The following is a 12002-nucleotide window of genomic DNA, read 5'->3' as shown; positions in this document are numbered from 1 at the left end:
GTGTGCAACTGATCGTCTGATCAAAAACCGGGAATACTAGACACAGGGCCAGTAGCCATCAAGGATTATTCCGTAAAGCATCGTGCCCATTGCTCCCCCGCCACGCTCGACCTTGGTCGACAAAGACGAAGCGCGGCCATCGTGCGAGACTGCGCGCTATCGATACGGTGTGGAATTTCATATGTCGCTGTCCAGCGGGCTGATTGCGGCCGTTGCCTTGTCCTATATGGCCATCATGTTTGCTATCGCCTTTTACGGCGACCGCTACAGCGCATCGCTGCGCCCGACCATGCGCGCCTGGGTCTACAGCCTGTCGCTGGCGGTGTATTGCACCAGCTGGACGTTTTTCGGTGCGGTGGGTCAGGCCGCCGAACAGCTGTGGTCGTTCCTGCCGATTTATCTGGGGCCTATCGTGCTGATGGTGCTGGCGCCATGGGTGCTGCAGAAGATGGTGCTGATTAGCAAGCAGGAGAACATCACCTCCATTGCCGACTTCATCGCGGCACGCTACGGCAAGTCCCAGTCACTGGCGGTCATGGTCGCGCTGATTTGCCTGATCGGTATGCTGCCGTATATCGCGCTGCAACTGAAAGGCATCGTGCTGGGCGTGAATATCCTGATCGGTGCCGTGGCTGATTCCACCGGCACCCGCGCTCAGGACACCGCGCTGGTGGTGTCGCTGATTCTGGCGTTGTTCACCATCGTCTTCGGCGCACGCAATCTGGATGTGACTGAACACCATCGCGGTATGGTGCTGGCTATTGCTTTCGAAGCGCTGGTCAAGCTGTTCGCGTTCATGGCAGTCGGCGTGTTTGTCACGTTCGGCCTGTACGACGGATTCGACGACCTGTTCAATCAGGCCAAACTTGCGCCACGCCTCGAGGAATACTGGCAAGACACGATCAACTGGCCGTCGATGTTCGTGCAGACCGGTGTGGCGATGATGGCGATTGTCTGCCTGCCGCGACAGTTTCACGTCACGGTGGTCGAAAACATCGAGCCTCAGGACCTGAATCTCGCCAAATGGGTGTTCCCGGCCTATCTGGCACTGGCGGCATTGTTCGTCGTGCCGATTGCGCTGGCCGGACAAATGCTGCTGCCCGCGTCCATGCTGCCCGACTCGTTCGTGATCAGTCTGCCACTGGCGCACGCTCACCCGTCACTCGCCTTGCTGGCCTTCATCGGCGGCGCATCGGCGGCAACCGGTATGGTGATCGTCGCCTGCGTGGCGCTGTCGACGATGATATCCAACGACATGCTGCTGCCCTGGCTGTTAAGGCGCAAAAACACCGAGCGGCCGTTCGAAGCGTTTCGTCACTGGATGCTCTCGGTAAGGCGCATCAGCATTGTGATGATTCTCCTGCTGGCCTATGTCAGCTACCGGATGCTGGGCTCAACGGCCAGCCTGGCGACTATCGGGCAGATTGCCTTCGCCGCGATCACCCAGTTGGCACCGGCCATGTTCGGTGCGCTGTACTGGAAGCAGGCTAACCGGCGTGGTGTCTTTGCAGGCCTGGCGGCGGGGATCTTCATCTGGTTCTACACCTTAGTATTGCCGGTCGCGGCGCATGGCATGGGCTGGTCGCTGAGCAATTTCCCGCTACTGTCCTGGCTGCACAGCAACCCGTTCGACCTGCCGATCTCACCGATGACTCAGGGCGTGGTGCTGTCGATGGCCGGCAACTGCACGCTGTTCGCCTGGGTGTCGATGTTGTCCCGCACCCGAGTGGCGGAGCACTGGCAGGCAGGTCGTTTCATTGGCCAGGAAACCCAGGGGCGCGACTTCAGCCGACCGCTGCTCGCCGTCCAGATAGAAGACCTGCTCAACCTCTCGGCGCGCTTTGTTGGTGAAGACCGGGCGCGTCAGAGCTTCATTCGCTTCGCCAACAGACAAGGCAAGGGTTTCAACCCCAGTTTGAATGCCAACGGAGAATGGATCGCGCACACCGAGCGGCTGCTGGCTGGCGTGCTCGGCACTTCCTCGACCCGCGCCGTGGTCAAGGCTGCTATTGAAGGGCGCGACATGCAGCTGGAAGACGTCGTACGCATCGCCGACGAAGCGTCCGAAGTCTTGCAGTTCAACCGTGCGCTGTTGCAGGGGGCCATCGAAAACATTACTCAGGGCATCAGTGTGGTGGATCAGTCCTTGAGGCTGGTGGCCTGGAATCGCCGCTACCTCGAGCTGTTCAATTACCCCGAAGGCCTAATTGGCGTCGGCCGGCCGATTGCCGACATCATTCGCTACAACGCCGAACGTGGGCTGTGCGGGCCGGGTGAGGCCGAAGTGCATGTAGCGCGACGTCTGCACTGGATGCGTCAGGGCCGCGCGCACACCTCGGAGCGGCTGTTCCCCAACGGGCAGGTGATCGAGCTGATCGGCAATCCGATGCCCGGCGGCGGTTTCGTCATGAGTTTCACCGACATCACCGCGTTTCGTGCCGCCGAACAGGCCCTCAAAGGCGTCAATGAAAGCCTTGAGCAGCGTGTCGCCGCACGTACCCATGAGTTGTCGCAGCTCAATCAGGCGCTGACCGAGGCCAAGGGCATCGCCGAAGCCGCCAACGAATCGAAAACCCGCTTTCTGGCCGCCGTCAGCCATGACCTGATGCAGCCGCTGAATGCTGCAAGGCTGTTTTCTGCTGCGCTGTCGCATCAGCAGGACGGAATTTCCAGCGACGCCCAGCAATTGGTCCAGCATCTGGACAGCTCGTTGCGTTCTGCCGAAGACCTGATCAGCGACCTGCTGGACATCTCGCGCCTGGAAAACGGCAAGATCGCCCCGGACCGCCAACCATTCCCGCTCAACGCGCTGTTTGACACCCTGGGCGCCGAATTCAAAGCGCTGGCCCAGGAGCAAGGTCTGAATTTTCGTGTCAGAGGCACTTCGCTGCGCGTCGACAGCGACATCAAGCTATTGCGCCGGGTCCTGCAAAACTTCCTGACCAATGCTTTCCGCTATGCCAAAGGCCCTATTCTGCTGGGTGTCAGGCGTTACGGCGACAGCCTGAGCCTTGAGGTCTGGGACCGCGGGCCGGGCATCCCCGAAGATAAGCGCCAGGTGATCTTCGAAGAATTCAAACGCCTCGACAGCCACAAGACTCACGCAGCGAAGGGGCTGGGCCTGGGGCTGGCTATTGCCGATGGTTTGTGTCGCATTCTCGAGCACCCTTTGCAGGTGCGTTCGTGGCTTGGCAAAGGCAGCGTTTTCAGCGTGCGGGTGCCACTGGCAGCAGCCCCGGCGACAATGCCCGACACGCTGCCGGATGTCAGCCGACCCGCGCTGAACGGCACGCAGGTGCTGTGTGTCGACAATGAAGACAGCATCCTGATCGGCATGAACAGCCTGCTATCACGCTGGGGTTGTCAGGTGTGGACCGCTCGCAGTCGTCAGGAATGCGAAGCACTGCTGAACAATGGCGTCAGGCCGCAGATTGCGTTGGTGGATTACCATCTGGATGAGGGCGAAACCGGCACTGAACTGATGGCCTGGCTAAGAACACGCCTGGGGCAACCAGTGCCGGGCGTGCTGATCAGCGCCGATGGTCGTCCGGAGTTGATCGCTCAGGTGCACGCAGCAGGACTCGATTATCTGCCAAAACCGGTCAAGCCTGCAGCGCTGCGAGCGCTGCTGAGCCGGCATGTGAATCTGGACTGAGAAAGGGCTGACGGTTGTTCGCCGTGACCGCGGACAACCGGATCAAAGCGGTTGCTTAACCAAACAACCAGTAGCCCAACAATGTCAGCACCACTACCGCCAGCACAGGCCGCAAAACGCGGTAAGCCTTGGGATTGGCGCGCTTGAACTGCTTGACCTTGCCACTGAAGCCGTCGCTGAAGCGCTTGCTGAACGCATACGCCTGATTGATCCCGCCGACCCGCTCGTCGTCCAGATTCTGCGGCGCGGTTGCGCGGCCCAAAAACGCACTGACGCTGCGGTTCACACGCGTCATGAAGCGGTTGGTCAGCGGACGCTCGACGTCACAGAACAGAATCACCCGGGTCTGCGGCGTTTCATTCTTGACCCAGTGCACGTAGGTCTCGTCGAACATCACGTCCTGGCCGTCACGCCAGGCGTATTCCTTGCCATCGACAAAGATCCGGCAGTCATCGGAGTTCGGCGTGGACAGCCCCAGGTGATAACGCAGGGAACCGGCAAACGGATCGCGGTGCGGATTGAGGTGGCTGCCGCCCGGCAACAGCGCGAACATCGCGCCTTTGACGTTGGGAATGCTGTTGACCAACTCAACGGTCTTCGGGCACAGCGCTTCGGCAGATGGCAGTGCCTTGTCATACCATTTCAGATAAAAACGCTTCCAGCCCTTCTTGAAGAACGAGCCGAAACCGACGTCGTTATTCTTCTCGGCCGCACGAATGTAGCCTTCATCGAACAGGTGCATGGCTTCGTCGCGAATGGTTTCCCAGTTGTCCTTGAGGATATCCAGCTCAGGGAATTTGCTGCGATCCAGATAAGGTTCGGACGGCACACGGGAAAACAGGTACATCAGTGCGTTGTAAGGCGCGAACAATGCCGAATGGTTGACGAACTGCCGCAACAGGGGCAGCCGGGCCCGACCGCGCAAATGAACGTACAGCGTGCTGCCCAGAAACAGCATCAGGATCGATGCCTTGGCAACAAATGAAAGGGTCATGAAGCTCTCCTTGAAGCGGGCAGATAACGCCAAACGTCACGCGGGCAGTACTGATGCATGATTCTGAATGAAGGACCGCAAGCACCGGACGAACAGAGATAATCGTCCGGTGACGCGTAAGCTGGCCATCATAAACCCTTGCGTTGCCCGCATGAAGTGCACACTTGCGAAGATGTGTTACTGAGAAAGCTCCTGATCGGTAAACAGGTCGCTGAACAGCATGCTGGACAGGTAACGTTCGCCAGAGTCAGGCAGGATCACCACGATAGTCTTGCCCTGCATCTCCGGTTTTTCAGCCAGACGAACGGCTGCCGCCATGGCCGCGCCGCAGGAAATACCACAGAGAATGCCCTCCTCCTGCATCAGACGCCGGGCCATGGCCTTGGACTCTTCATCGGTGACACGCTCTACCCGGTCGACAATCGACAGATCGAGGTTTTTCGGAATGAAACCGGCACCGATGCCTTGAATCTTGTGCGGGCTGGGTTTGATCTCTTCACCGGCCATCGCCTGGGTGATAATCGGCGAACCGTCTGGCTCGACCGCAACCGACAGGATCGGCTTGCCTGCGGTGTGCTTGATATAGCGGGAAATACCGGTGATAGTCCCGCCAGTCCCGACGCCTGCCACCAGTACGTCGATAGCGCCGTCGGTGTCCGCCCAGATTTCAGGGCCGGTGGTCTTTTCATGGATGGCCGGGTTGGCCGGGTTCTCGAACTGTGCGGGCATGAAATATTTTTCCGGATCGCCCGCCAGCAGCTCTTCTGCCTTGGCAATCGCACCTTTCATCCCCTTTGCCGGTTCAGTCAACACCAGTTCGGCACCCAACGCCTTGAGTACCTTGCGACGTTCTATGCTCATGGAAGCGGGCATGGTGAGCATCAATTTGTAACCACGGGCGGCGGCAACGAATGCCAGGCCAATCCCGGTATTGCCCGAGGTCGGTTCGACGATGGTCATGCCGGGCTTGAGTTTGCCGCTGCTTTCAGCGTCCCAGATCATGTTGGCGCCGATACGGCACTTGACGGAGTAGCCCGGATTACGCCCCTCGATCTTGGCCAGAATCGTGACACCGCGTGGCGCAATACGATTGATCTGCACCAGCGGCGTATTACCGATGGAATGGGCGTTATCAGCGTAGATACGGCTCATGAAAGTGTCCTTGTGCACATCGGTTAAAGACCCAAAGCCTATGCCGCCAGCCCTGGGGCGTCCAGTCTGACCGAACGGATGACCGCGTGCGTAGTCAATCCCTCATTGAAACAGGAGACTCATGTCATGAAACGTCGCTACAGCTGGCCGCTATGGACCCTGGCCGCTCTGGTAGTTCTGCTGATCGCGATCAATATCGCCTTGCCCTATCTGGTGCGCGACTATCTGAACGACAAACTGGCCGACATGGGCGACTACCGAGGTGAGATCACCGACGTAGACCTCGCACTATGGCGAGGGGCTTACCGGATCAAGGGACTGAAGATCGTAAAGACCGATGGCAAGGTCCCGGTGCCCTTTTTCGACGCACCGATGATCGAACTGGCTGTCAGCTGGCATTCACTCTGGTATGACCATGCAGTGGTCGCGAAAGCCCTCTTCACTGGCCCGCAGATAAACTTCGTGGACGGCGGGAGCAAGCAGAACTCGCAGACCGGTCAGGGCACCGACTGGCGTACCCAGATGGACAAGCTGCTACCCATCACCCTCAACGAATTGCGCATCGATAACGGGCGCATCACGTTCAATAACTTCAACTCCACGCCCAAAGTAAAAATCGAGGCGGATCAGGTCAATGCCAGCATCTATAACCTGACCAACGTGGTCGACGTGGAAGGCAACCGCGATGCCGAGTTCAAGGGCAAGGCACGTCTGCTGGGCCATGCCGATCTGGAGAGCACCGCCAGATTCGATCCGTTCAGCAACTTTGAAGATTTCGACTTCAAACTGCGCGCCACCGGCATTCAGCTCAAGAAGCTCAACGACTTCTCGTCGGCGTATGGCAAGTTCGACTTTAACGCCGGTGACGGCGATCTTGTGATTGAAGCGCAAGCGGATAAAGGGCAGCTCAGCGGCTACATAAAGCCCCTGCTACGCAACGTGGACGTGTTCAACTGGCATCAGGACGTCGAGAACAAGGACAAGGGCGTTTTCCGCTCGATCTGGGAAGCGCTGGTCGGCACCAGCGAAACCGTGTTGAAAAACCAGCGGGAAAACCAGTTCGCCACCCGTGTCGACCTGAGCGGCAGCGTCCATCAGCAGGACATCAGCGGCTTCCAGGCGTTTCTGCAGATTCTGCGCAACGCCTTCGTACAGGCATTTAATGCGCGGTATGAGAGCAGCAAGGGGTCTTAGTGGTTTTTTTTATCCACGGAATAAACGCCCCGCTCCTCGGCGGCATGTGCCTGTTGCTGCAATGCATCCCAGCCCAGGCAAGCCAGCGCAAGGGTACGTGGCGTAGCTTCGCGAGAGTTGCTGTAGCGAGTGATACTGCGAGGGCTGACACCCAACGCCTGTGCGGCCTTAGCCAAGGGCAAACCCGTGCGGGCACGCCACCCGATGAAAATACGCGTGTTTTCGTCGGTGGCAGCTTGAGCCTGAGCGTCGAGATACAGGGTATCCGCACCGATCTGGATATCCAGTTCCGGCCATTCAACCGTCCAGCCATCATCGCCCACTTGGGCGTGGGCGAAAGCTTCAGCAGCAATCAAGGGTCGTAACCCCGGAAAAGCCTGCACATCAGCGCTCATGTCGAGGACGAATTGTTGATCGTCGATGAATGTCAGGGCCAGCCGGTATCCGGACTGCGCCTGAACATCCTTGAGCCGGGGTCGTTTCATGGATGCCATCGTTTCCACTCCTCCATCAGTTCGTCGCGGTGAATTCGTATCCATTCGAGAGCTTCCTTAAGCACAACAGTCGGGGCATGTCCGCGCATGGGCTCTACGAGCTCAAGGCAAATCAGTACATCCAGACCACCACCGGTCAGATGCACATGCGGCGGCAGGTGGTCTTTTTCCCTCAACTGAATCCTGTATTTATCCCTGAATCTGTATTTAGTCGACATGAAGTGTATGGTATAGCCAAATTAGCCATACAGAAAGCAGCGTTACAATTTCGACCCGGTCACTGCGTGACGCCCCATTCAAGAACTGAATGAGGCGTCTGCGTTCACAGCCGTCCGGCAGCCACGTTATAGTTCCGGCATTGCTTGTCCCTGTTACGGTGTGCGCGCCGACAGGCTGCGCCTACCCACGTGAAAAGGATTGATCATGAAGTTCGAAGGCACCCCGGCATACGTCGCCACTGACGATCTCAAGCTGGCGGTCAACGCGGCAATCACGCTGGAGCGTCCGCTGTTGGTCAAGGGCGAGCCCGGCACCGGCAAGACCATGCTGGCCGAGCAACTGGCCGAGTCCTTTGGCGCGAAGCTGATCACCTGGCACATCAAGTCCACCACCAAGGCACATCAGGGCCTCTACGAATACGATGCCGTCAGCCGTCTGCGTGACTCGCAACTGGGCGTCGACAAAGTCCACGACGTACGTAATTACCTGAAAAAGGGCAAGCTCTGGGAAGCCTTCGAGTCCGATGAGCGGGTCATTTTGCTGATCGACGAGATCGACAAGGCCGACATCGAGTTCCCCAACGACCTGTTGCAGGAACTCGACAAGATGGAGTTCTACGTCTACGAAATCGATGAAACGATCAAGGCCAAAAAGCGCCCGATCATCATCATTACCTCCAACAACGAAAAGGAATTGCCGGACGCCTTCCTGCGTCGCTGCTTCTTCCACTACATCGCCTTCCCGGACCGTGCCACGCTGCAACGCATCGTCGACGTGCATTACCCGGACATCAAGAAAGACCTAGTGAGCGAAGCGCTGGACGTGTTTTTCGACGTGCGCAAAGTGCCGGGCCTGAAGAAGAAGCCCTCCACGTCCGAACTGGTGGACTGGCTGAAGCTGCTGATGGCCGACAACATCGGTGAAGCCGTACTGCGTGAGCGCGACCCGACCAAGGCGATCCCGCCGCTGGCCGGGGCGCTGGTCAAGAATGAACAGGATGTGCATTTGCTTGAGCGTCTGGCGTTCATGAGCCGCCGCGGCAACCGTTGAGCGCCTCCATCAACCCCGTTACGTAAAAGGGCGACAGCCATGCTGCTCAACCTGTTCAACGAAATGCGCGCGGCCAGAGTGCCGGTGTCTCTGCGTGAATTGCTGGACCTGATCAATGCGCTGAAACAGCGGGTTATCTTTGCCGATATCGATGAGTTCTACTTTCTTGCGCGCACGATTCTGGTCAAGGACGAGCGCCATTTCGACAAGTTCGACCGGGCCTTCGGTGCGTATTTCAAAGGTCTGGAAAATCTCGACGATCATTTGCAGGCATTGATCCCCGAAGACTGGCTGCGCAAAGAGTTCGAGCGCTCGTTGAGTGACGAGGAACGCGCGCAGATTCAGTCCCTCGGCGGCCTCGACAAGCTGATCGAGGAATTCAAGAAGCGTCTGGAAGAACAGAAGGAACGCCACGCCGGTGGCAACAAATGGATCGGCACAGGTGGCACCAGCCCTTTCGGCTCGGGGGGCTATAACCCTGAAGGCATTCGTGTCGGCGACGCAGGGGAACGCAAGGGCAAGGCAGTCAAGGTGTGGGATCAGCGCGAATATAAAAACCTGGACGATCAGGTCGAGCTGGGTACGCGCAACATCAAGGTGGCCCTGCGCCGTCTGCGCAAGTTTGCCCGCCAGGGCGCTGCGGATGAACTGGACATCGACGGCACCATTGATCACACCGCTCGCGATGCGGGCCTGCTGAACATTCAGATGCGCCCTGAGCGGCGCAACACCATCAAATTATTGCTGCTGTTCGACATCGGCGGTTCGATGGACGCGCACGTCAAGATCTGCGAAGAGCTGTTCTCGGCCTGCAAGACCGAGTTCAAGCATATGGAGTATTTCTACTTCCATAATTTCATCTACGAATCGGTGTGGAAGAACAACCTGCGCCGCGGCTCGGAGCGGACCGCCACTCAAGACCTGCTGCACAAGTACGGCGCAGACTACAAAGTGATTTTCATCGGCGACGCTTCAATGGCACCGTATGAAATCACCCAGCCCGGTGGCAGCGTCGAACACTGGAATGAAGAAGCAGGCTATGTATGGATGCAGCGCTTCATGGCCAAATTCAAGAAGATCATCTGGATCAATCCCTACCCCAAGGATGCCTGGGACTACACCACGTCCACGCATATCGTGCGCGACCTGATTGAAGGACAGATGTACCCGCTAACCCTGCGCGGCCTGGAGGAAGGCATGCGTCATCTGGCGAAATAAGCATGACGGGCGCGTGCTGACTCTACGCAACGCCCGTTCTCGTTATTACCCTCTCCAGCGATCAACGCCAGTCCCGCTCAAGTTGCGGCTTGCGTCGTCCACCGTGGATCACCCAGCCGAGTAACAGCCCGATGCTTTCCACCGCAAGGGCCAGCAGCAATGCACTGATGATGCCCCAGGCAATGACTTCGGGGGCCAGCAGGACTTGCCATGTATAACCGTTGAACGTTTCCCGGCGAATATCCGCATCGGCAGACGTGACGACGAACAGGGCTTTGGAATACCACGGTCCCTGGAGTCCGAGCCACTGACGCTCAAGGATATGGGTACGACTCATCAACGTATCGATGTTGTCCGCATCGGCTCGGAAAACCGGGTCTTCGCTGCTGCGATAGTGCTGGATCAGCGCCTGTATATCGCCCTTGAAGAACTGCTGCGCAGTAGCGGTGTAGCCCTTGACGGCCTGTTGCGCCTCGATCAGATGCGCTTCGACACGCTTGCTGTAATCACTGATGAATCCGGGGATCTGTACCCCGAACAGCAGGCCTGTCGTGAACAGGACCAATCGCAGATAACTTCGCAGCATCAATATCCCTCTTCTTTTATCCAGTATGCCGGTGGAGGCGCTGTTACTGCACTGCTGTCTCGACCGAGCCTTGCGCCACGCACTCACCCTTGCGCCACAGGCTCCACTGGCCCGGTTCATAGCGCTTCCAGTTTTCGTTCTCGGTCAATGGCTCGGTGGCGATCACAGTCACCACGTCGTGCGGCGTTGTTTCAGCCTGAAAATCGACAATCACGTCGACATCTTTCAACCTTGCCGGGCCGAACGGCGCGCGCCGGGTGATCTGGACCAGTTTGGTACTGCAAAAGCAAAACAGCCAGTCGCCATCGCTCAACAGGCAGTTGAACACGCCTTTACTACGGTATTCAGTGCAGGCCTGGATCAGTGAAGGCAGTAATTGCTCAACCTCAACCGGCTCGGGAAAGGCTTCGCGAACGCGATTGAGCAGGTCGCAGAATGCAGCTTCGCTGTCGGTATCGCCCACCGGCCTGTAGAAAGTGGCACCGGGGGTGAAATCCGCCAGCTGGCCATTGTGCGCAAAGCACCAGTTGCGACCCCAGAGTTCACGCACGAAAGGATGTGTGTTGGACAGACAGACCTTGCCGACGTTGGCCTGACGAATATGGCCAATAACCACTTCGCTTTTGATCGGATAGCGCTGCACCAGTTGCGCAACTTCAGATTCACTGCTGGCTGCGGGGTCCTGGAACAAGCGCAGGCCGCGACCCTCGTAGAAGGCAATGCCCCAGCCATCGCGATGCGGACCAGTACGCCCGCCACGCTGCATCAGCCCGGTAAAGCTGAAGACTATGTCGGTGGGGACATTGGCGCTCATGCCCAGTAGTTCACACATGCTCAGGTTCTCGCTTCAAGACGTTTTGCAGCAGGTCATGCGCCGACAATGACGGCGCATGCCAACGAAGCGGGATCTACAACCGCGGTTCGACTCGCGCAGCCCTGGTCGGAGGAAGCGGCGCAGCGGATTTGCGAGGGTAATGATCGTCCTCGGCAAACGGTTCGTCAGCGGGGTCTGTGTCGACAGGCTGAGCGGCGGGCCGGGGCTGGCGAGCCTTGCGGCTGCGCTCGATCGGCCAGCGGATAAGCACGAACAGCGCGTACGCAGCGAAGGCGAACATGCCATACATGGCCAGATCCGACACAGCGGTCCAGACATTGCTGCCGACCTTGAACATCAGGTCGAGCGCGGTAATCGCCACGGCTGGCGCCATCGCATCCTTGGCAGGGTCGACCATGGTCGGCGTAAACAGCAGCACCGCGACTGCTACCAGCAACGGTTCCTTGAGATAACGCCACATCCAGCGGGTCATCAGGAACCATACCAGCAGGCAACCCAACGCGGCGAAGGCGTAGACGCTCCAGGCGATCAGATAGTCGTTTTCGGTCATGACGTCCGTGGTAAGGCAGGTAAAGAGGCGCTTATGATAACGGCTTTTGCCTGAC

Annotated in this window: 11 protein-coding genes; 4 read left to right on the top strand and 7 right to left on the bottom strand. The window is 58.4% G+C overall.

What is annotated here, in order from left to right:
• Nucleotides 1-181 precede the first annotated feature (181 nt).
• Complete coding sequence (locus tag RYC18_RS17245; RefSeq protein WP_316886524.1) at nt 182-3655, top strand: NahK/ErcS family hybrid sensor histidine kinase/response regulator; 3474 nt, start codon at nt 182-184, stop codon at nt 3653-3655.
• Nucleotides 3656-3710: 55 nt separating this feature from the next.
• Here the strand turns inward: RYC18_RS17245 and RYC18_RS17240 are convergent, their stop codons facing one another.
• Nucleotides 3711-4649 carry an aspartyl/asparaginyl beta-hydroxylase domain-containing protein gene (locus RYC18_RS17240; protein WP_005782799.1) on the bottom strand — a complete coding sequence of 313 codons (939 nt, stop codon included), beginning with the start codon at nt 4647-4649 and terminating at the stop codon, nt 3711-3713.
• 177 nt (nt 4650-4826) lie between these two features.
• Complete coding sequence (gene cysK / locus RYC18_RS17235) at nt 4827-5801, bottom strand: cysteine synthase A (protein WP_002552621.1); 975 nt, start codon at nt 5799-5801, stop codon at nt 4827-4829.
• Between the two features lie 126 nt (nt 5802-5927).
• Here cysK and RYC18_RS17230 point away from each other — a divergent pair, with 126 nt between their 5' ends.
• On the top strand, nt 5928-6995 hold the full coding sequence (locus tag RYC18_RS17230; RefSeq protein WP_005740961.1) for a DUF748 domain-containing protein: 1068 nt from the start codon (nt 5928-5930) through the stop codon (nt 6993-6995).
• Here RYC18_RS17230 and RYC18_RS17225 read toward each other — a convergent pair.
• On the bottom strand, nt 6992-7480 hold the full coding sequence (locus tag RYC18_RS17225; protein ID WP_004657733.1) for a DUF2442 domain-containing protein: 489 nt from the start codon (nt 7478-7480) through the stop codon (nt 6992-6994). The two genes, RYC18_RS17230 and RYC18_RS17225, sit on opposite strands and share 4 nt — an antisense overlap.
• Complete coding sequence (locus tag RYC18_RS17220; protein WP_044317730.1) at nt 7477-7707, bottom strand: DUF4160 domain-containing protein; 231 nt, start codon at nt 7705-7707, stop codon at nt 7477-7479. The genes RYC18_RS17225 and RYC18_RS17220 overlap by 4 nt, the downstream gene beginning before the upstream one ends.
• A 205-nt stretch (nt 7708-7912) precedes the next feature.
• Between RYC18_RS17220 and RYC18_RS17215 the strand changes: the two genes are divergently transcribed.
• Together RYC18_RS17215 and RYC18_RS17210 are read left to right on the top strand one after the other, a co-directional pair.
• Nucleotides 7913-8758: an AAA family ATPase gene (locus tag RYC18_RS17215; RefSeq protein ID WP_002552618.1), complete on the top strand. Its 846-nt coding sequence runs from the start codon at nt 7913-7915 to the stop codon at nt 8756-8758.
• A gap of 39 nt (nt 8759-8797) precedes the next feature.
• Nucleotides 8798-9976: a vWA domain-containing protein gene (locus RYC18_RS17210; RefSeq protein ID WP_004664285.1), complete on the top strand. Its 1179-nt coding sequence runs from the start codon at nt 8798-8800 to the stop codon at nt 9974-9976.
• Between the two features lie 61 nt (nt 9977-10037).
• Here RYC18_RS17210 and RYC18_RS17205 read toward each other — a convergent pair whose 3' ends face one another.
• The 3 genes from RYC18_RS17205 to RYC18_RS17195 form a co-directional block, all read right to left on the bottom strand.
• Nucleotides 10038-10562, bottom strand: coding sequence for a DUF2937 family protein (locus tag RYC18_RS17205; RefSeq protein ID WP_005782803.1), 525 nt, complete (start codon nt 10560-10562; stop codon nt 10038-10040).
• Nucleotides 10563-10605: 43 nt separating this feature from the next.
• Nucleotides 10606-11394: a class II glutamine amidotransferase gene (locus tag RYC18_RS17200; protein ID WP_005782804.1), complete on the bottom strand. Its 789-nt coding sequence runs from the start codon at nt 11392-11394 to the stop codon at nt 10606-10608.
• 76 nt (nt 11395-11470) lie between these two features.
• On the bottom strand, nt 11471-11947 hold the full coding sequence (locus RYC18_RS17195; protein ID WP_005740964.1) for a hypothetical protein: 477 nt from the start codon (nt 11945-11947) through the stop codon (nt 11471-11473).
• Nucleotides 11948-12002 lie beyond the last annotated feature (55 nt).

The sequence above is a fragment of the Pseudomonas syringae group sp. 247E2 genome (assembly GCF_032587795.1).
Classification (GTDB): domain Bacteria; phylum Pseudomonadota; class Gammaproteobacteria; order Pseudomonadales; family Pseudomonadaceae; genus Aquipseudomonas; species Aquipseudomonas amygdali.
Note: the sequence above shows the minus strand (reverse complement) of the source record. Positions and strands in the feature narration are given on the sequence as shown.